This is a genomic window from Mucilaginibacter ginsenosidivorax (assembly GCF_007971525.1).
GTDB classification, from domain to species: domain Bacteria; phylum Bacteroidota; class Bacteroidia; order Sphingobacteriales; family Sphingobacteriaceae; genus Mucilaginibacter; species Mucilaginibacter ginsenosidivorax.
In genome coordinates this window covers 3,932,497-3,953,864 of the sequence record NZ_CP042437.1, presented here as the reverse complement: position 1 = coordinate 3,953,864, position 21,368 = coordinate 3,932,497, and the positions used below count along the sequence as shown (strand labels likewise).

The 21,368-nt window shown below is 43.6% G+C and carries 17 protein-coding genes; 12 read left to right on the top strand and 5 right to left on the bottom strand.

Annotated features, from left to right (window positions below; all coding sequences use genetic code 11):
* Nucleotides 1–93: 93 nt before the first annotated feature.
* Nucleotides 94–828, top strand: a complete 735-nt coding sequence (locus FSB76_RS16615; RefSeq protein WP_192910082.1) for a toll/interleukin-1 receptor domain-containing protein — start codon at nucleotides 94–96, stop codon at nucleotides 826–828.
* A 40-nt stretch (nucleotides 829–868) separates the two neighbouring features.
* Here the strand turns inward: FSB76_RS16615 and FSB76_RS16610 are convergent, their stop codons facing one another.
* A complete protein-coding gene (locus FSB76_RS16610; RefSeq protein ID WP_147055216.1) occupies nucleotides 869–2,920 on the bottom strand; it encodes a M13 family metallopeptidase in 2,052 nt (683 codons plus the stop codon).
* An 87-nt stretch (nucleotides 2,921–3,007) separates the two neighbouring features.
* The gene (locus tag FSB76_RS16605) at nucleotides 3,008–3,250 is read right to left on the bottom strand and encodes a helix-turn-helix domain-containing protein (protein ID WP_147055214.1); all 243 of its coding nucleotides are present in this window, start codon (nucleotides 3,248–3,250) and stop codon (nucleotides 3,008–3,010) included.
* A gap of 399 nt (nucleotides 3,251–3,649) precedes the next feature.
* Here FSB76_RS16605 and FSB76_RS16600 point away from each other — a divergent pair, with 399 nt between their 5' ends.
* On the top strand, nucleotides 3,650–4,789 hold the full coding sequence (locus FSB76_RS16600; protein ID WP_147055212.1) for an acyl-CoA dehydrogenase: 1,140 nt from the start codon (nucleotides 3,650–3,652) through the stop codon (nucleotides 4,787–4,789).
* 58 nt (nucleotides 4,790–4,847) lie between these two features.
* On the top strand, nucleotides 4,848–6,104 hold the full coding sequence (locus FSB76_RS16595) for a peroxiredoxin family protein (protein WP_147055210.1): 1,257 nt from the start codon (nucleotides 4,848–4,850) through the stop codon (nucleotides 6,102–6,104).
* Between the two features lie 330 nt (nucleotides 6,105–6,434).
* On the opposite strand, the gene FSB76_RS32840 is transcribed toward FSB76_RS16595, so the two are convergent.
* A complete protein-coding gene (locus tag FSB76_RS32840; RefSeq protein ID WP_317131351.1) occupies nucleotides 6,435–7,403 on the bottom strand; it encodes a collagen-like domain-containing protein in 969 nt (322 codons plus the stop codon).
* A 204-nt stretch (nucleotides 7,404–7,607) separates the two neighbouring features.
* Between FSB76_RS32840 and FSB76_RS16585 the strand changes: the two genes are divergently transcribed.
* Nucleotides 7,608–7,880 (top strand): hypothetical protein, encoded by a 273-nt coding sequence (locus FSB76_RS16585; RefSeq protein ID WP_147055208.1) that lies wholly within the window; start codon nucleotides 7,608–7,610, stop codon nucleotides 7,878–7,880.
* A 142-nt stretch (nucleotides 7,881–8,022) separates the two neighbouring features.
* On the opposite strand, the gene FSB76_RS16580 is transcribed toward FSB76_RS16585, so the two are convergent.
* Together FSB76_RS16580 and FSB76_RS16575 are read right to left on the bottom strand one after the other, a co-directional pair.
* On the bottom strand, nucleotides 8,023–10,665 hold the full coding sequence (locus FSB76_RS16580) for a zinc-dependent metalloprotease (protein ID WP_225976224.1): 2,643 nt from the start codon (nucleotides 10,663–10,665) through the stop codon (nucleotides 8,023–8,025).
* A gap of 84 nt (nucleotides 10,666–10,749) precedes the next feature.
* Nucleotides 10,750–11,997 (bottom strand): aspartyl protease family protein, encoded by a 1,248-nt coding sequence (locus FSB76_RS16575; RefSeq protein WP_147055206.1) that lies wholly within the window; start codon nucleotides 11,995–11,997, stop codon nucleotides 10,750–10,752.
* Nucleotides 11,998–12,056: 59 nt separating this feature from the next.
* Between FSB76_RS16575 and FSB76_RS16570 the strand changes: the two genes are divergently transcribed.
* From FSB76_RS16570 to FSB76_RS16535, 8 genes are all read left to right on the top strand, one after another.
* Nucleotides 12,057–13,382, top strand: a complete 1,326-nt coding sequence (locus FSB76_RS16570) for a D-alanyl-D-alanine carboxypeptidase/D-alanyl-D-alanine-endopeptidase (protein ID WP_147055204.1) — start codon at nucleotides 12,057–12,059, stop codon at nucleotides 13,380–13,382.
* Nucleotides 13,383–13,616: 234 nt separating this feature from the next.
* Nucleotides 13,617–13,952: a tRNA-binding protein gene (locus FSB76_RS16565; RefSeq protein ID WP_147055202.1), complete on the top strand. Its 336-nt coding sequence runs from the start codon at nucleotides 13,617–13,619 to the stop codon at nucleotides 13,950–13,952.
* Nucleotides 13,953–14,423: a nucleoside deaminase gene (locus FSB76_RS16560; protein ID WP_147055200.1), complete on the top strand. Its 471-nt coding sequence runs from the start codon at nucleotides 13,953–13,955 to the stop codon at nucleotides 14,421–14,423.
* 182 nt (nucleotides 14,424–14,605) lie between these two features.
* The gene (locus tag FSB76_RS16555) at nucleotides 14,606–15,217 is read left to right on the top strand and encodes a superoxide dismutase (protein ID WP_147055198.1); all 612 of its coding nucleotides are present in this window, start codon (nucleotides 14,606–14,608) and stop codon (nucleotides 15,215–15,217) included.
* Nucleotides 15,218–15,280: 63 nt separating this feature from the next.
* On the top strand, nucleotides 15,281–16,306 hold the full coding sequence (locus tag FSB76_RS16550) for a ferredoxin--NADP reductase (RefSeq protein ID WP_147055196.1): 1,026 nt from the start codon (nucleotides 15,281–15,283) through the stop codon (nucleotides 16,304–16,306).
* A gap of 135 nt (nucleotides 16,307–16,441) precedes the next feature.
* Nucleotides 16,442–17,155: a DUF4397 domain-containing protein gene (locus FSB76_RS16545; RefSeq protein WP_147055195.1), complete on the top strand. Its 714-nt coding sequence runs from the start codon at nucleotides 16,442–16,444 to the stop codon at nucleotides 17,153–17,155.
* Nucleotides 17,156–17,469: 314 nt separating this feature from the next.
* Nucleotides 17,470–18,885: a DUF3863 domain-containing protein gene (locus tag FSB76_RS16540; RefSeq protein ID WP_147055193.1), complete on the top strand. Its 1,416-nt coding sequence runs from the start codon at nucleotides 17,470–17,472 to the stop codon at nucleotides 18,883–18,885.
* Between the two features lie 1,098 nt (nucleotides 18,886–19,983).
* Complete coding sequence (locus tag FSB76_RS16535; protein ID WP_147055191.1) at nucleotides 19,984–20,760, top strand: metallophosphoesterase; 777 nt, start codon at nucleotides 19,984–19,986, stop codon at nucleotides 20,758–20,760.
* Nucleotides 20,761–21,368 lie beyond the last annotated feature (608 nt).

Here is a 21,368-nt window from a genome sequence, read left to right as displayed (position 1 = left end):
CATAAGGGATAGAAAGATAAATTTGAGATATCAACTTGTTACCAATAGCAATTATTGATATTCGCGTTGATTAATTACATCATTAAATAATTTATGTCTATTCCTAAAGTCTTTATCTCTTACTCTCATGATACACAAGACCATAAAAAATGGATCTTGGAGCTCGCGTACAGATTACGCAATAATGGTATCGATGCAATTTTGGATCAATTTGAATTAAAGCCAGGTGATGACCTGCCTCATTTTATGGAAACTAATTTGGCATCATCAGATTATATAATAATGGTCTGTAGCGAGAAGTATGTGGAAAAAGCCAACAGTGGAACAGGAGGAGTTGGCTATGAGAAGATGATTATCACATCAAATCTAATGAAACAGATTGATGTAAAGAAAATCATCCCGATTATAAAGCAGACGGGCGGTACTGATTTGCCAACGTTTCTGAAAAGTAAGCTGTATATAAACTTTTCAAAATCTGACGAATATGAATATTGTTATGATGAGTTAGTAAGAACCATTCACCAATCGCCGCTATTTGAAAAGCCTGAGATTGGGAACAATCCATTTACGAAAATCAACGAGGAAAAGCTAGAAGGGGATTTAGAATTATTAAATGCTATTCTAAAACAGATTATGCTTCATTATGAAGCAGGTGAAGATTTCTTTGAAGTTGTGGATTTAACTCAAGAGTTAAAAATTTCCCGAACGTTAACGGCTATAAAAATAGCGAGATTGAAAGAGCTTGGTTATATCAAATGGTATGCCAAGGGCAACTCTGTTCTACTAACTACTAAAGGTAAACAATACCTTCTTGATAATAAAATATAATTGATTGAAGAGCTCCTATTGTAAGGAGCTCTTCGGCCAATTACCAAATCTTCACCCTCTTATCCGGATCAAGCCACATTTTATCTCCCTTCTTTATGCCAAATGCTTCATAAAACTCGGGCACATCTGTAAACGGACCGTTTACGCGCATAAAGCCTGGGGCATGTTCGTTGGTTAATATCTGGCTTTGCAAGGCTTCCTGCCTGTCTTGCCCCAGCCATCCTAACGCGTAGCCTAAAAAGTAGCGTTGCAGCGGGGTAAACCCGTTGATGGTTTTGCCCTCTTTATATTGCTCTGTTTTTTTAAATGCATCAAGGCCTATTACTATACCGCCCAAATCGGCAATATTCTCGCCTTGCGTTGCTTTGCCGTTTATGTGTAGGCCGTAAATGGTATAGCCGTTAAACTGGTTGATGAGCATTTGCGCGCGCTGGGTAAACTTAACCGAGTCCTGGGGCAGCCACCATGCTTTCAGGTTTCCTTTAGCATCAAACTGGCGGCCCTGGTCGTCAAAGCCATGTGTCATTTCGTGGCCAATGGTAGATGCAGCCGCGTAGCCGTAAATGATGGCATCGTCAATATTCTCGTCTTTAAAGCCGGGTATGGCAAAAATACCGGCAGGCAGCACAATTTCGTTATTGGATGGGTTGTAGTAGGCATTATAAGTTTGTGGCGTCATCCCCCATTCGGTACGGTCAACGGGCTTACCCAGTTTAGCTGCGTTAAACTTGTGCTGCCAGTTGTTGGCACGCATCATGTTTAGCGCAAGCGGGCCGCGGTCAATCTCAAGTGTCGAAAAATCTTTCCATTTATCCGGGTAGCCAACTTTTGGCATTACTTTGCTCAGTTTATAATATGCTTTTTCTTTGGTTTGGGGGCTCATCCAGTCAAGCTTTTCAATATGCTCCTTAAAGGTTTCGCGCATGGCCTCAACCAGTTTTACATACCGCTCCTTAGTTTTTTCGGGAAAGTACTCTTTTACAAATATCTGCCCAAGCACTTCGCCCATTACACCATTTTCCAAATCAAGCACCCTTTTCCAGCGTGGTAATTGCTCCTTGCTGCCGTAAAGCACCATTTCATAAAAACGGAACAGTTCCTGGTCAAATGGCTTGCTCAGGTACGATCCGAAAGAGGTAACCAGGTTTTTACGCAGGTAGTTTTTCCAATCGGCAATACTGTAATCATGCAATGCCTTATTGAGGGCCCGGTAATATTCTGGCTGGCCAACAATCACGGTATCCACATCCTTGTAATCCATTTTTTGGAAGGTGGCTTTCCAGTCGATATCGGGCGCCAGTTTGCTTAAACCGGCCAACGTCATTTTGTTATAGTTACGGTAAGGGTCGCGCAGGTCTTCCAGTTTGCGGCTGCTATCGGCAAGCGCCGTTTCAAGGGCATAGGTTTGTTTGGCGGCAGCACCGGCAGCGTCAATAGGCAAGCCACTTAACCTGAATATTTTTGGCAAATGCGTTAACTTATAATCGGTGCGGATGGCAACACTATGCGCATCGGTATTAAAGTAGTAATCGCGATTTGGCAATCCTATCCCCGATTGGCCCAACTGCAACATTATTTTATCGCTGTTTTTACTATCCTGCCCGGCATAGGTACCTAATGGCGTAGTTACCCCTATCCCATCCAGGTGGGCAAATTCCTCAATAAGACCCTTTACATCTTTAATATCCTCAATCTTTTTCAGTTCATCATTAAGCGGCGTAATGCCCCGCTTTTCAATATCAACGGTGTCCATACCGCTGTAATAAAAATCGCCTATTTTTTGGGTATTGCTGCCTTTGGGCGCATTAGCTTTTAGTGCGTCTTCATTAATTTTCCTCATCCGGTCGCGCAGTTCCTCCTGTACCACGTTGCCTATCCCCCAGGCCGCGTATGCGCCGGGAATGGGGTTCTTTTTTAACCAGGTACCATTGGCGTATTTAAAAAAGTCGTCGCCAGGTTTCACACTGGTATCCATGTTTTTAATTACGGGGTCGTTGTCGGCATAAATTTTTGTCTTGTCTTTACAGGCCGGAAGCAGCACAATTGCAATGAGCCCGCTTAACAACAGGCCGGGTGTAGTCTTTTTGATCATCTGTTTGTTTGGGTGTATGTAAAAAAATACAACGATTGTATTGAATAATAGAATTTAGGACAGCGGTTTTATTAAAACAGGCAACTTTTAATAGATGCCCTGAAAAAAACCAGCCAATGAAACATCAAAATAATAACAAACTTTTCGGAGGGTATCCAGCCTGATATCAATTTTTCCAGACTCAAGCCGGGCAATATTAATGTTGGTTTCGGTAAAAAACTTCTCCTGGGTAACCTGGTTTTGCCGCCTAAGGTTCTTGATCTGTAGTGCTATTTTCTTTTTAAAAGCCTCGTCAGAATTGCTAAGATATTCAAAATCAGTAAGTAGCATAAAAATAAGATTAATTTTAGAATTTATCTTTAGTAGGGGCTCAAAAAATAATTTAACGTTTGATTATTAAAGTTCGTAAAAATTATCGGATTAAATAATTGCGCCGTAACTATTATTTATTGCCAATAACTATCAAAATAATAAATACTGGCAATAAATTTGTTTAAAACAATTCGCCCTGCATACAATCTGTGAAAAAAAATTAAATCACCTACCTGTGAAAAACTTTTTTTGAATTCTCAGACGCCCAAGTTGAGATTTTTTGTTCTTTGTTTTGGGTTTAATCAATAGTTTAAATTAATTAGGGGAAAGGGAGCTTCAAAAAAGGCTCTCTTTTTTTATGTTTATTTTTTACTATGCATGCATAGCAAATTGTTATATTTAGCTTTTTATTTTACTATGCTATTTGAATTTACAGAAGAGCAGCTGATGATTAAGCAGGCTGCCCGTGATTTTGCCCAAACCGAATTAAAACCCGGCGTTATTGAGCGCGATGAACATCAGCAATTCCCGGCTGAACAAATTAAAAAACTGGGCGAACTTGGTTTTTTAGGGATGATGGTTGCCCCTCAATATGGCGGTGGCGGCATGGATGCCATATCGTACGTATTGGCAATAGAAGAGATCTCGAAAATTGATGCTTCTACAGCCGTGATCCTTTCGGTAAACAACTCGTTGGTTTGTAACGGGCTCGAAAAATTTGGCAATGAATTTCAGAAAGAAAAATATTTAGTTCCCTTAGCTAAGGGCGAAAGCATAGGCGCGTTTTGCCTGTCGGAACCTGAAGCGGGCTCAGATGCAACATCGCAGCACACCACCGCCATTGATATGGGCGACCACTATCTGCTTAATGGCACCAAAAACTGGATTACTAACGGCAGCACCGCTTCAACTTACCTGGTAATGGCGCAAACCAATGGCGCCAAACGGCACGATGGCATTAACGCCCTTATTGTTGAAAAAGGCATGGCCGGTTTTACCATTGGCCCAAAAGAAAATAAAATGGGCGTTCGCGGTTCAGACACGCATTCTATTATGTTCGATGATGTTAAAGTACCTAAAGAAAACCGCATTGGCGATGAGGGCTTCGGATTTAAGTTTGCCATGAAATTATTAGAAGGCGGGCGAATAGGTATAGCCGCACAGGCACTGGGGATAGCATCCGGCGCTTATGAACTTGCTTTACAATACTCAAAACAACGCAAAGCCTTTGGCAAACCTCTGGCCGATTTGCAGGGCATTCAATTTAAACTTGCCGACATGGCTACCGAAATTGAAGCAGCGCGCCTGCTTTGCCTAAGGGCTGCCTGGCTAAAAGACCATCACCAGCCGTATGCACAGGCCAGTTCAATGGCCAAACTTTTTGCATCAGATGTAGCCATGCGTACCACGGTTGAAGCTGTTCAAATTCATGGCGGTTACGGCTTTGTAAAAGAGTACCATGTGGAGCGCATGATGCGCGATGCCAAGGTAACCCAGATTTACGAGGGCACATCAGAAATTCAGCGGATTGTAATTTCGAGGGAGATATTGAAATAATTGCCTAAATTTCATACTTTTGATAGTCTATTAATTTGGTAGACATTTTTATCGAGATATGAAATTAAAACCCATCATAGCAACTTTATCATGCGCCTTGCTTATACAGGCAGCATCGGCACAAACCAAACTTAAAACGGGTGTATGGCGCGGGGCGCTCAGCACCAAATCAGGGAACGAAATTCCGTTTAACTTTGATGTTAAAGATACTGCCGGCAAACAGCAATTGGCTATTATTAACGGGGTTGAAAGGTTTAAGGTTACAGATGTTGCTACCGTGGGCGATTCTGTATTTATACACATGCCGCTCTTTAACTCGGAATTTAAACTAAAGCTGGATGGCGATAAGTTAACGGGCAACTGGATAAAGCACCTGGCAAGCCAGGACGTTTTAACCCCGTTTGCAGCTACGCCAAATACTACCTGGCGTTTTTTGAAAGCACCCGAAAAACCGGCATTTAACATAGGCGGGCGATGGTCGGCCATTATTGGCGAGGGCGATGGCGCCGATACTACGGTGGGCGAGTTTAAACAGGTTGGCTCCAAACTAACCGGCACATTTTTAACCACCACCGGCGATTACCGCTACCTGGAAGGTATTGTTGCCGGCGATAAGCTATTCCTATCCTGTTTTGACGGTGGGCATGCCTACACTTTTACAGCCACCATTAAGGATGATAAAACGCTTACGGGCGGTAAGTTTTATGCAGGCTACTCGGGCTTGCAAAGTTGGGCTGCTGTAAAAGATGCTAACGCAAAATTACCTGACGCTTACTCGTTAACCGCGCTTAAACCCGGCTTTAAAAAAATAGATTTTACTTTTAAAGACATCGAAGGCAAAACAGTTTCCCTGCAGGATAACCGGTATAAAAACAAGGTAGTTATTGTACAGATATTAGGTTCATGGTGCCCCAATTGCATGGATGAAACCGCATACATGGTTAATTATTATAAAAAATACCAGCCAAAGGGGGTTGAGGTGGTAGGTTTGGCGTATGAACGCAGCAGCGATTTTGCCAAATCGCAAAAAGCATTGCAGCAGGTAAAAACCCGCTTTAATGTGCCTTACGAGTTATTGATAACCGGCTATACCAGTGATAAAGCCGAAACATCAAAAAGCCTGCCCATGCTATCAAAAGTAGTTGGCTTCCCAACAACCATCATCATTGATAAAAGCGGCGATGTTCGCAAAATACACACCGGCTTCAGTGGGCCGGGTACAGGCGAATACTACAAAGAGTTTATTAATGAATTTGAAAAGCTAACAGATGATTTGCTGGCCGAGGCCCCGCAGGCCGCTAAAGGCTCTTTTTAATTTACAATCTCGCCCTATTTTACCAATAACGTATCAAGTAACCATGAATGCCCGACTTTTTAGTCGGGCATTTGTGGTTGTTTGAGTTGTTAACCACCACCCTCTGCTGGTTGCAGCCATCATTTTAAGTAAAATTCCTGAAGAGAGAACAATCGATCTTGCCATCAATTTAACAAAGCGCGATTACCTGTAGCGCAGTTATGATTGTTGTGCCGCCCATTCAACCCCTTCTTATGAAGTTAAACTAACAACCAAACGTTCTTAAATAAAAAAGAGGCTGCCTTTTAAAGCAGCCTCTGGGGTGTTATTATAAGATCAGTCAGTTTTTAATTAATTCAGGTTTAACGCCGATGCAACATCGTTGTAATTTTTAAAGTTAAGGCCCGGGTGGGTAACCTGTAAGGTGGTTACGCTACCGCCCGGAATTACTACAACTTTAAAATCGTAGCCTGGTGAGTTGAAATTGGCAATAATGTTTACAAAACCCAGGCCCACATCTGATTGGTATATGGCATTAGTAATCCTGATGAAAGGCAGGGAGTAAAAGCTTGTTGTTCCTGTTACCCTTAAATACACCAATACCAAGCCGCTATTAACAATTGATTGTGTAATTGCCGGTACATTAAGCTTGGTTGCCGCCGCCGAGCTCACACTCTGGTTAGTTATTATATAGCTTTTTATGCTAACAGATCCATCGGCTCCTGCCGGGCCTTGCGGTCCTGCCGGGCCTTGTGCGCCTGTAGCTCCCGTTGCACCGGTAGCGCCGGTTGCCCCTGTAGCACCAGTAGCTCCAGTTGGGCCTGCCGGACCAGCCGGTCCTCTCGGGCCAACCGCACCGGTAGCGCCTGTTGCCCCCGTGGCGCCGGTAGCACCCGTAGCGCCGGTAGCTCCTGTTTGACCTGCCGGGCCTTGCGGACCAATTGGGCCTACTGCTCCCGTAGCGCCTGTTGCTCCGGTAGCACCCGTTGGGCCTGCCGGGCCTTGCGGACCTATCGGGCCGGTTGCACCTGTGGCTCCTGTAGCGCCGGTGGCTCCTGTTGGACCAGCCGGGCCAATGGGACCTGTTGCTCCAGTTGCACCTGTGGCCCCCGTTGCGCCGGTGGCTCCTGTTGGGCCGGGAATGCCCGTTGTTGCTCCTTGTGGTCCTTGTGGTCCTGTTGCACCTGTATCTCCTTTTGGCCCCTGTGCCCCATCTGCACCTGTTGCCCCGGTTGGGCCGGGTGTTTTATCCTTTTTGCATGAGTTTACACTTATCATGCAAAGCAATAAAACGGGTAATAAAAGTCGTAGTCTTCCCATAAAATATATTTTTAGTAGTATATAGTAACCTTAGTACGGATATGTGGATAATTAGTTTCAAAAAACAGCGATATAAAGCATTCTTTTTATTATTAATTAATTTTTTAGCCAAATCAGTTATCCACGGGTTTATTAAACAAATGTATAAAAGACAGTGCAACAAAATCCTTAACGATTTCGTTATACTTAAAAAACATTTAACCTATGAACAAACTCAGCAATAATTTACACGCAAAGGTCCATAATTGGATGGATGCGATCGGCTTTAGGCTTAATGCCTCGCAAACCAATGGTAAAAATAATGTTACAATCAATCATTATTTTTTTGAAACTTTCAACTTTTTTGAAAAAGCCACCAGAAATCATCCTGAAAGTACCAAATTTCTTTGCTTTGATGCCTATGGCGAAAAAATAAATGTAAAGTCGCTGCTCGATATACAGGTTGCATTTTTTGAAAACATAAGTCAGCTTAAGTAAACCCTGCTTTATTACCGCTATTTGTTCAATAGTAAAAGATATTTCGATGAGCATCAACGCATGCCAAAAATCATAAAAAAAGCCTGCTTAAGTAATTACCAAGCAGGCTTTTTTATGCAACTATTTTTATTGAAGAAATAAATTAGTTATCCACATTTGTTCTTGGCCAGCAATTAAGGTATCCTTTGCCGGTATTTTCTTTCGGCATTTCTTCGCCATTAATGCCACGTATAACTCCACCGCCAGGCAAGTTAACTATTGGCCTTGTTGGATTCAATGCTTCTTTTATGCGTAGCTTTAAATCAGCATAATGCGCGGCAGTTAATGCGTCGCCTCCCTTTGGTAAGCCGGCGTCAATTTTCTTTAGCTCGGCACGCACCATAGGCCTTATATCTGATAATGCCATATTAATTGGTGTCAATCCAAACGAAGCCAATACCTGCGGCGGGAAGCCCGGGAAGCCCCTGAAATCATCGGTCAATAAACTCCTTAGATTTTCCACATACCCGCGCTGTAAATTGCGTTTAAACGCATCTGGCTTACCGGCAGCAAAAATAGCCGGGCGCAGGTCGTTCAGCAATTCGGCTACGGTGTAAGCAGCTGTGCCATTTTTGGCTTCGTTATCATACATACGGGCCAGTCTTGATTGGCTAAGTACATTGCCAAGCACCGCTACCTGCATTCCTTTAATGCGGTTATACATTACACCATTATCAAACTTGCCCAGTTCGGCTTTATCAATAAGCCAATAAGGTGTAGCAAATATTTGTTTATTTAAAAATTCCACGGCATCATGCTGCAGGCCTTTACCTACAAAATCATATACCGGGCCTTTTTGATCGTACGTTTTAAAATTTTCGTTCATGCCGCCAATGTTGGTGGTTACATGGCCCATATAACGGTAATACTGGCCCAAAACTTCGTTGTAAAGCTCGCTTACATCGCCATAGTCTTCATTTTTTTGGTAGGTCCATTTTTCAAGGTTTGGCAAAATACGTTTCAGGTTGGCAATACCATAGGTACTTGCCTTCATTGCGTTATCGCCCAAATCTTCATTTTGCAGGCGCGGGTCAATTGATGTGCCCTGGCGGCCAAAGTAATACAGAGGGTTGCCGGCTTTTTTATTTGTCCAGTCGGCCAGTATATCTTTCTCCTGGTCGGCAGTTTTATTGCCGGGGAACCAGCTATAACCCCATTTTACAGCCCAAAGGTCGTACTCCCCAATTTGCGGATAAAGGTGCGTTACATTATCGCCAGGCTGGGCTATATAGTTAAAACGCGCATAATCCATAATTGATGGCGCGGTACCATGCTTATCCGTAAACGATTTTGAACGCAACGAATCGACAGCATAAGCATAGCTTGAACCAAAATTGTGGGGCAAGCCAAGCGTGTGGCCAATTTCATGCGATGATACAAAACGAATCAACTCGCCCATTTGCTCGTCGGTAAACTGGGCCTTGCGTGCGGCCGGGTTAACAGCTGCTGTTTGTATCAGGTACCAATCGCGCAGCAGGTTCATTACATTATGGTACCAGCCAACATGGCTTTCTAATATTTCGCCGCTTCGCGGGTCGGATACATGCGGGCCGTATGCATTTTCAACATCAGAAGCAAAGTAACGGATAACGCTATAGCGTGCATCTTCGGTACTAAATTCAGGATCCTGCTTTTTTGTAGGCGCCTCTTTACCTATAATGGCATTTTTAAAACCCGCGGCTTCAAATGCCTTATTCCAGTCGTTTATACCGGCAATTAAGTATGGCACCCATTTTTTTGGTGTGGCGGGGTCAATGTAATAAACAATTTGCTTTTTAGGTTCAACCAGTTGTCCTTTGGCATAAGCTGCCGGGTCTTTTGGCTCCAGTTTCCAGCGGTGGATATAGGCCGTAACTTCCGATTTTTGTTTATCAGTACCATAATCAGTTTGGCGCTGGCCAAAAAAACCAACCCTGGCATCGCTGATGCGTGGTTTCATTGGTGTTTTTGGCAATAATACCATTGATGTATTTAACTCAAATGTTACTGCGCCGTTTGAATTATCCGTTGGCGACTCGCCCGAGCGGTAAGTTTTTAACGTGCGCGCTTCCAGGTTAATAGGGAAGCTTTTGATAGTATCTATGTAAGACCGTGCGCCATCAACCCCTGAAATTTTATAGGCCTTTTTAACATCGTCCGATAAACCTATCGCGGCAATATCGCCATTGTAAAAATCAGTTACATCAACTAAAACCCCGGTAGTATCTTTATTAAAAGCCTTGATATCAAAAGAGGCTAAAACTGCATCAAGGTTTGAGTTTTTAACCGATTGATACATGTCAGATGTGCTATCGGCCCTTACGCTATAGCTGGGTACACGAATAAAAACCTGCTTATCATGGCGCTCCCATTTCCAAACCTGTTCGTTAAGTTGTTCGCCACCGTATTGCTGACCAAATGTTCTTAAACCGGCCGGAGTTTTTACATAGCGGGTTACAACAAGCATTTCGCGAACTAGTAACGAATCCGGAATTTCATAATAATACTTACCATCAACCTTATAAGTATTAAACAATCCGCTATCAGCCTTTATCTTACCTGTAATCAGGTCGCTGAATTTCTTAATACCCTCTTTTTTAGGGGCGCCAACGGTTGCGGTAGCAGTTGTACCACCGGGGCCGGCTGTTGTTTTAAGGGTTAAAGTTTGATTTGCCGTTTGTTTTTTTGTGGCGCAGGAGGCAGCCAAAACGGTTAAAATTAATGCAGTGCCGCGCATAAACTGGCCTGCCACAGGGTTTTTCTTCATTAATAAGTCTACTTAAACCGTAAACTTATGCAAAGTTTGCCGTTTTTTTATAAAACAGGTGCCTAATTAAATAAAAATGGGTAATCAAATTCTGCGTTTTAAGGTAAGCACTACCTTATCCAGCTTTTTATCATGAAAAACATCCAGCAAAAGGCTCCTGTCGTTCCTCGATCGGAATAATGCGTCAATTTCTTCAAGGCTCATTTTAGAAACCGGCTTAAAGTTAATGGCCACAATCTCGTCATCCCGTTCCAATCCTATTTCATCGCCGGCAGATCCGGGTTCCACGCGGTTTATAATTATCCTATCCAAATTGGCTCCGGCTGCATAGTATTCAATACCGCTCATATCGTGCTCAAAAGGCTCTTTAAAATTCATATTAGGTTTCAAATACATCGAATTTCCGGTATAATCGAATATGACCGAAAACCGTTTAAGCACACCAATGCCCAGGTTACCGTCCCTGGGTACCGAAAGCCGTGATTGGTTATTGCCATCGTCGGGAAAGGATGATATAATGCCTTTTATTTTAAACTTACCTATCTCCAGCGATTCCAGGCGGGCAATAAAGCCATTAATGGGCCCGTTTAACCCAATACCGAGATTGGCCGACGCGATAAATTTTTGCGGCAGCCCATAAATAGGTATAATTTTTTCGAGCGATATGGGGTGCCCGGCCCCCAGATCAATAATCAGTTTGCTTTTTACCGCACGGCCACCCTGCAGTATCACGTTGCTTTCTACATAGGGCTTCCTGTCTTCAATGGTTATGGGTACCTGCGTGCCTTTCCTGAAAACTTTAAGGTCTTTGGGGCGGCTAACAGTTACCGTGCTGTCCTGAAAATCTATTTTTACTGCCAGGTTGTTAAAAAACTCGTAGCCTATAAGCCCATGTATAGGCATACCCGCATAACCCGACAAACTAAAAAGATCTTTTTTTAATATAGCCGCTGCCACATCATAACTTACCAGCCCCGGAATATCTATCTTTAAGGCCGAGGTTACATAAGCTTCGGCATCAGCACCTTCGCCAAGCCCGGGTATTTTTAACGTACGTTTATTGGGGATGCTTATAGAATCGGCCAACTTGGGGTCGGTGATAATCATGAGGCCAACGCCTGTATCTAAAATAAAGTTAAACGGCCCCCTGTTATTGATGCTTAATTTAATAACCATAAGGTTACGCACCAGCTTAAAGGGTATGGTTACTTTTTTTTTGCGGGCATCTAAATCAAAGTACTGCGCATGGGCTGCCGTGAAACAAAATGCCAGCAGGCACGAGAGCCACAACGACCGGAAATGCTTTAGTTTATGAAATAGCTTAAGTAACAATTTGGTATAATTGGTAATATTAAATTTACAACATTAATTGGTTAAATAACTAAATATTTATGCGGGGCACAACATTTACATTTCTGATAACAATTTGCGGTTTATTATTGGGGAGTTGCAGTATTCAAAGCCATTCCATCAATAAACGGAATATTAAAAAGCAGTTTGAACAATCGCAGGTTTCCAATGATCATTTTACCGGTTTTGCTTTATACGATATGGATCAAAAAAAGATGGTATTTGAGTTAAATTCTGATAAATATTTTACCCCGGCATCAAACACCAAACTGTTTACTTTTTACACCTGCCTTAAAATGCTGGGCGATTCGATACCTGCATTAAAGTACGAAATGCACCATGATTCACTGGTGTTTTGGGGCACCGGCGACCCATCTTTTTTACACAGCGACCTGAAGGGGGTTAATGGTTTTAACTTTTTAAAGAACAGCAGTAAAAGCCTGTATTGGTCGGCCACCGGTTATACGGGTAAAATTTTTGGCCCCGGCTGGGGATGGGATGATTATAATGACGATTACCAACAGGAACTAAGCGCTTTCCCGATAGAAGATAACGAAGTATTTTTATATGGCGATGCCGATGGTAACCTACAGGTAAAACCGCAATATTTTAAAAGATTTTTAACCCGCGACCCCGATTTTAAGCCTGCCGGATTTAAATTACAGCGCGACCTGTTAACTAACCGGTTTGCCTATCCGCAAACAGACATTCCAAAAAAATTCAACCAACTGGTACCCTGGAAAACAAGCGACATGCTTACAAAGGAATTGTTGGAAGATACCTTAAAAAAGCCTGTTTACTTAACGTACCTGCCCATCAGCAGCTCGGCTAAAACCATTTATAATGCCAACGCCGATTCTGTATATCGCCGGATGCTGCAGCCAAGCGATAATTTTATTGCCGAACAATTGTTGCTGGTTTGCTCGTCGGTAAAGTTTAATATGCTAAACACCGATTCGGTGATCAATTATTCGAAGAAGAACTTTTTAAATGATTTACCCGATGAGCCGCAATGGGTAGATGGATCGGGACTTTCGCGCTACAACCTATTTACCCCGCGCAGCATGGTAAAATTACTTTGCAAAATTGCCGACGAAGTTAAAAATGACACCCTGCTGCATAGCCTGATGCCCGCCGGAGGGCTAACCGGCACCATTAAAAATGCTTATAAAACAGATGGCGGAAAGGCCTTTGTTTGGGCCAAAACCGGGTCGTTATCCAACAATCATAATCAAAGCGGCTACCTGGTAACCCGCAAAGGAAAGCGCCTGGCTTTCGCTTTCATGAACAACAATTTTACCCGGCCAAATAAAGATATCAGGGGCGAAATGGTGAGGGTGATGACATGGATACATGAAACGTATTAAGTAAAACAGATGCCTATTCCTTACTAAAATGGCGCTCAGCCTTTGTGTTGAAGATGAAACAGTAATATTTTTAAATTCCCTTATTGTTTTTGTCCCGGTTTTTATTCGACAATAAGCCACAATACATTGATTATTATCCGGATAAAACTTTTCACTATTTCATCTATTGAGCAACACCATAAAAAAGTCTTAATTCTTGATTCTTGTCTCTTGATTCTATTTTACCTTTGTGCCATGGAAACCATCACCTGGCATAATTTTGAGCAAGTAGAGTTGCGGGCAGGTACTATATTAGAAGCTATCGATTTCCCCGAGGCACGTAAACCGGCTTTTAAAGTAAGGGTTGATTTTGGCGAATTTGGCATCAAATGGTCGAGCGCGCAAATTACCAAACACTATACAAAGGAAAACCTTGTAGGAAGGCAAATTTTAGGGGTGATAAATTTCCCCAAAAAACAAATAGGCAAATTCATGTCGGAGTTCCTGGTAACCGGCCTTGCCGACGAAAATGGTGATATTGTACTGGCAGCCGTTGATAAACCTGTGCCCAACGGCAGTAAACTGATTTAAATGAGGTATATAAATTTCGAAGACGAGCCCGCCATATCCCCCGACGATTTTTTTATGGGCGAAGCCTTAAAAGAGGCCCGGTATGCCCTGGAGGAAGATGAAATCCCTATCGGCGCTATAGTAACCTACGGCGGCAAGATCATTGGCCGTGGCCATAACCTTACCGAGCGCCTTAACGATGTATCGGCCCATGCAGAAATGCAGGCACTTACAGCGGCGGCAAATTCAATGGGTGGTAAATACCTGCAGGGCTGTACCCTATACGTAACTATGGAACCGTGTGTAATGTGTGCCGGGGCATCCTACTGGTTCCAGGTAGCGCGGATAGTGTTTGGCGCTTATGATGTAAAGCTGGGCTTTGGCAGGCTTAACCAAAAAATAACCCACCCCAAAACCATAATCACCGGCGGTATTCGTGAAAATGAATGCTCAGAACTGGTGAAGAATTTTTTCAGGAGCAAGAGGAAGTAGGGATCAGAATTTTCAGAATTTAAGAATGGACAGAATGCTTTTATAGCTTGATAAGATTCTGCTAATTCTTAAATTCTGTAAATCCTGATTCAGACACAACCTTGACAATATTTTTAGAACAAAAAGTAAAATCTACTCTTATATTTGTTACATAACAATCATTAAACTTTAAAATTGTAATTATGGCATTTACACTACCGGCGTTATCCTACGCTACCGATGCATTGGAACCGCACATTGATAAACTGACCATGGAAATTCACCATGGCAAACATCACCAGGCTTATGTTACTAATTTAAATAAAGCCCTTGAAGGTAAGCCGGAAGCTGATAGCAGCATTGAGGATATCATCAAAAATATTTCAAAATTTGCGCCTGCTGTACGTAATAATGGTGGCGGCCACTACAACCACACCCTGTTCTGGACTTTACTTTCACCAAATGGTGGCGGCGAACCTACAGGCGCTTTAGCTGCTGCAATTACCAGCACTTTTGGTTCAATTGCCGATTTAAAAACTAAAGTTAACGAAGCTGGTGCAACCCGCTTTGGATCTGGCTGGGCATGGTTAATTGTTACTGCTGATAAAAAACTGGCTGTAACATCAACCCCTAACCAGGATAACCCATTGATGGACATTGCCGAAGTAAAAGGCACCCCAATTTTAGGTATCGATGTTTGGGAACATGCCTATTACCTTAAATATCAAAACCGCCGTCCTGATTATTTAACAGGCATCTGGAGCGTGATTAACTGGGCACACGTTGCCGAACTTTATGCAAAAGCGATAGCTTAATTTAAGCTGCCCATTAAAATATAAACGGCCCCTTACCATGTAACGGGGCCGTTTTTGTACCGTATGACCACTGATATACTGAAGCTTAAAGTTGAACAGATAAAATGGGAAGCCCCCGATACGGCTACCTTTTACCTGTCCAATACACCCGGCAAGCCTGTACTACACAAAGCCGGACAATTCCTCACACTGATATTTAATCATCGCAACGAGGAAATCCGCCGGTCATATTCTTTAAGTTCCTCGCCAGACGAGCCTTTGCTTTCCATCACCATAAAGCGTATCAGTAACGGCGAAATCTCGCGCTTTATGCTCACCAAAATAAAAGCCGGCGATGTGCTTAATGCCCTGGCACCGGCAGGCAGGTTTACGGTAAGTAACTATCAACAAGACAAATCCATACTCTTTTTTGCAGGCGGTAGTGGCATTACTCCCATATTCTCGCAGCTAAAATATATCCTGAACCGACCGGGCAAAAGCAGGCTTACGCTTATTTACAGCAACCAGGATGCTGGCTCCGTACTATTTAAAAGCGAACTTGACCTGCTTGCCACCCTTCACCCCGGCAGATTTAAAATCATTCACCTACTGAGCAGTGAAGCCAACCGCCTGAATGCCGACAGGGTTGAAAGTTTAACCCGGCAATTGGCACCCTCAGGCCTGGGCAATGCCGAATTTTACCTCTGCGGGCCATTTCCATACATGCGGATGATTCGCTTTGCGCTGGTGTATATGGGAATTGACCCTAAGCAGATCCGCAGGGAAAACTTTGTTTTAGAGACTGTCGCGGTATCTGCTACCGCCACTATTTTTGCTCCCCGTAATATCAGGATCAAATTCAACGGCGAACTTCATGACCTGCCCGTGGGCGAAAACCAGTCTATTTTGCAGGCCGCCCTGCAAAACAACCTGCCCCTGCCCTACAGCTGCCGCAACGGGGTATGCTCCACCTGTACAGCCAGGTGCATTACCGGAAAAGTAGAAATGGTAAAAAACGACGTGCTCACCAATGCCGACCAGGCCGCCGGCCTCATCCTTACCTGCACAGGCCACCCGGTTACTGACAATGTGGAAATTACTTTTGAATGATTTTGCAGCCATAAAATGACTGGATAAGGAGCAATAATAATTAACCGATAATGCTTCGTCTCAAATCCAACTCCTGTTGTAGCGTTTGCAAAAAAACATCCGTAATGGTTTTATATATACTTACTAACCATTACTATGAAGCAAATTTTTACACAAAGGGCAGGCATGATCGGGATGATATGTTTGCTTGCGGTTTCTTTAACATCGTGCCTTAAAAACGACGATAACCACCAATACATAGCGCCCAAAATAGCTTTGGTTTCGGCAATCAACGCCTCGCCCGATGCGCAGCCGGTTGATTTTTTCCTCGACCAGAACCGGGCCAATAACTTTTACATCCCAAGCGGCGAAAGTTTGGATTACATTAATGCCTATACCGGCAAACGCACCATCACATTTTACGTAGGCAATAGCAGCCAAAAAATCATCAGCGATACGGCTACTTTTGCAGCCAATAAACTTTATTCGGTATTTTTGGCTAACGTGGTAAGCACGCCTGCCATACTGGTTATCCCCGACTCGGTAGGCGTACCGGATGAAGGCAAAGCCGGCATCCGCTTTGTTAACCTGAGTCCCGATAACCAGGCGCTCGACCTGGTTGTTAAAGGCGGCGCTACCCTGGCATCGGCAAAAACCTACAAACAATACACCCCGTTTGTAACCGTTACCGGCGGCAGCACCTACACCTTCGAAATTCATAAGGCCGGTACAGCTACCGTATTGTATACCCTTACCGATGTGCGCATCAAAAACAAAACCCTCAATACCATCTGGGTGCAGGGCCTCTCGGCAGCTACCGATACAAAAAAGCTGACCGTCCATGCCCAGGAGAATGTATATTATTATTAGTGAGTGGTTGGAATGGTTGATTGGGTTGATTAAGTGAGTGGTTGATTAGGTTAAAAAATTAATCCCAACTATCAACCCAATCAACTTAATCAATCTATCAACCCAATCAACTTAATCAATCTATCAACCCAATCAACTTACCCTATTGCAGGTACAAGGTGTCCGTCCGTCCACAGGTACCGCTATGAACTTACCGCTACCGGACTACAAATCCCCCCCCAAAAAAGTCTTACATCTTGATTCTAACCTCTTGATTCTTCCCCAACCATTCCCCAATTCCAGTATATTTGGCTTCATAACATCAAATACATACCATGGATAGACGTGCTTTTGTCAAAACATCGGCCATTACGGGGGCCGGTTTAATTGCTGGTCCGCAGTTTTTAAAGGGTTTTGCTGCGCCTGTTAACAGTGCGGCAGCGCCCTTAGCTTTAAACGGCAACCGCTTTGTTACTTTTTGCATTATGGTACGTACTACGCCATGGGAGGTATCCAGAGATGTAAAGCTGCACCCGCGCGATGAAGCCAACTGGCATACCCTGGCCGGCGTTAAGGCTATGCGTGAAGCTTTTGCCAAAAACAATCCCGATGGGCGGCTCACCTGGGGGTTTACCCTGAACGCGCTGGAAGATAAACGTAAAAACTATGCCGAAATTCGCGCCTATACCGTAGAGTGCCAGCAAAAATATGGCGACGAGGTATCTTATTTCCCCGGTTACTTCCCGGCCATGTACCTGCCACGTGAAAGGATCAATAAAGAGATGACCGAGGCCATCCAGATCATTACCAACTTTGTAGGCAAGGGCTACCGGCCGCAAGCTATCATGGGTGGTTTTTTGTCTGCCGATAATTTAAAATACCTAGCCGTGCATGAAAACATCCACGCGGCACACGCCGTTATCTGGAGCCAGTTTAATATTGACGGCGGAGGTGCCGACGGTTCGCCCTCGTACCCCTTTTATCCTTCAACAGAACATTTTTGCAAGCCGGCGCAGGGCAGTACAGATTTTATCGATTGTGTAAACCTGGATGGCTGGACCATGGATTTTATTTGCGCCCGTCGCAGCGGAGCCATAGGTCAAAAAATTGACGGCTATAATAGTCGCCGTGGCGTAGGCCCGCTGGAAACGTATGTGGGCTGGGGACTGGATTTGGGGCACCGCGAAGTAATGCACACACAGTCTGTTCATTTTGATAGAGGCTTCGAGTTAAACAAATTTGGCTGGGTAACCAATATATGGGAGGCTCAACTGGTTTACGAGATGGGCAAAGATTTAATTTGCAACGCACTTGAAATGTGGGTAACCGATACCAAAAAACGCTGGCCCGATACCCATTTTATAACCTTTGGCGAGTATGGCAACATTTGGCGAAACCAAAATAAAAACAACAACCAGCTAAACTACCGTTTTGAAGAACGTGGCTCGGGCCTGGGCGACTCCTACAACAACCTGGAAATTAAATGGTATATGAATAAGGAGTTCAGGCTGGCTACCCTGCGCGACTGGCACCTAAACACCGCGCCCAAAGTAATCGACTTTACCCGCTACGATTTAAAAGCCACCGAACCCGCCGACCCAAGTCCCGCACATCCCGTAAAAAACTGGAGCCTCATCAACGTATTAAACCAAAAAGACACCCGCCCGCAGGATGCACCCAAATTGGTTAAGGGGCTTGATAAACCATCGCAGGATTTAATAGCCAGGTATTATCCCGAGGTTATGGTTTAACCTGCTGCCGGCGCAGGCGCGTGTTATTTCTAATTGCCAATGGCAGCGGCAGCGCCATATGCCGCCCTTTTTATCAACGCCAACCGCAGGGCAAACGCCTGTAAGTTGGGTTAACATAACTTAACACATTTCGAAAATATATTTTTTAAATACTTCATAATCAATATATTGTATTTTATCATGGTTAACATGGCTTACGGCAATTGTTAGGTAAAAGGCTTCAGCATGGGCTCACCCGTGCATCGTCGGTTACTCAAAGCGGCCCAGTGCTATTCCCTCCATCGGAATTGTAGCGAGGCGTTTCTCCACCCTGCAACTCCGCGTGTTAAGCCAAATGATTTCGGAATTCGGATGTTCGATTTCGGAGCTTTTTAATTTAGGATTTTGAGATTGTTTTTTAGTGTTTAAACGCTTCCCCTCCCCACAAATCAACCCCAAAAAAAGTCTTGATTCTTGATTCTAACCCTAACCTCTTCACTCTTCTTCCTGGCGTTCCCTGCGGGCCGGGCTGTGCGCTCATACGCCTGCAGGCATTACGCTCGTGGGCCTGTATCCGCTGCCATCCCTAACGCGAACGCGGGGACACAAACCCAATGTACGGTACCTTTGGCACAACCTGCTAAACAGTTTAGCACGAACATTAAAATGAGTAAAGGCGGAACACGCTAATACGTTTTAGCTGGTGTTGAGTAAAGGTTTGAGCGTTGGCTCGTCTGTGCTTTGATTGGTATTTATTAAAAGGAAGTCACAAGTGGCCTTCACGCGTGCACCCGCACAACACTGCGCCAAGGGATGGTGGCGGCGGGAATGCTACCCTCTATGCTATTAAGTTAAAGAGTTGACAGGTTGCTCCATCGGAGCAAAACATTTGTAGCAACTTTTTTGCGTGCCGTAGGTACGCTACATAAGTTCCGTACGGCACGGAGCATTGTTTTCCTATTTTTCTACAAATGTTATACTCCTACAGGGTTGAAAACGCTTAACTTAATTGTATTTAAAAGCAATAAGGGAACACAATACCCTACAAAATCATCGCGACTTGCATGCGGACAATAAAATTTGTTATTTGCCGCCTGCCAGGGTTAAAAGGCAGTTGTTATGCGTTTACAAATAGCATCCGATCTTCATTTAGAATTTCCTGAAAATGTGGAGTACATAAAGAAGAACCCATTGAAAGTAACCGGGGAGATCCTCTTGCTTGCGGGCGACGTTATGCCCTTAAAACTGATAGATAAACACCAGGATTTTTTCAGTTTTATAGCCGATAACTACCAGCAAACCTATTGGGTTCCGGGCAACCACGAGTATTACAATTTCGATATGGCTAACCGTACCGGTGCTTTCTCCGAAGCTATCCGTCCTAACGTAACGCTGCTAAACAATACAAGCATCCGGCTAAAAAATAGCCGACTGCATTTTACTACCTTATGGTCAAACATCGGGGCATCAAACGCGTGGTACATCGAACGGGGCTTAATGGATTTTCACGCCATCAGGTTTGAAGGCCAGCGCTTATCGGCACAACAATATAACCGGATGCATGCCGGGTGCGTAGCGTATCTGCATAGCTGCTTTGACAAAATGCCCGGCAGCAACGAGGGCGAAAAAAACATCATCATTACCCACCATGTGCCAACATTTTTGAATTATCCTGCTGAGTACGCCGGCAGCCCGCTGAATGACGCATTTGCAACCAACCTTGACCATTTAATTACCGCCTTTGATGCCGATTATTGGGTATACGGGCACAACCATGCAGGCACCGGCCATTTTACGCTCGGTAAAACCCAACTGGTAACAAACCAGCTTGGCTACGTACGGCACCGTGAGCATGGCGCTTTTAATACCGCAAGGGTGATTAGCCTGGACGAATAAAATACATTTTAGCGCAGGTGTTGAGTAGAGGTTTGTGCGTTGGCTCAACAGTGTCAATGATCGGTTTGTTTAAAGGAAATCGAAATATTCATATTCCTTTAAACAAACCATTGAAATTAAGACTTAAATAAAATAATACAAGGCATTTGGCAGCATTGAATTACTTTTAATCTGACAAGTTGATGTTAAATGAGACATAATGTCATTCCATCTGCCAAGGGATAATAATATCACAATAAATATATTTTGTTAGCAAAAAAATATATTTAATTATTTTACGGGAATTGGGGAATAAATTAATCAGATTGAGAAAATAGTTCCGCGATTTAAAATTCTCAATCTCAAGACGGTCAATAAAAAAAATCATGCCAAAATATACAATCTACTCCGCCTATGTTGATTCTTAAAATCGATAAAAAATTGGCCCGTACATTGAAACAAATTAATGGCAACCTGCAAAAATTTGGCGATCGATGCAGGCCACCATTGATTTAATTAAACTGCTTGCTCGCAGTTGTTATTTTAAAAACGCCGCAAAGGTATAAATAGTTTTTACATTTTAAACTTTTTTGCTTTGTGTGCGCTCAATTAAATGTACAACTAGCTGC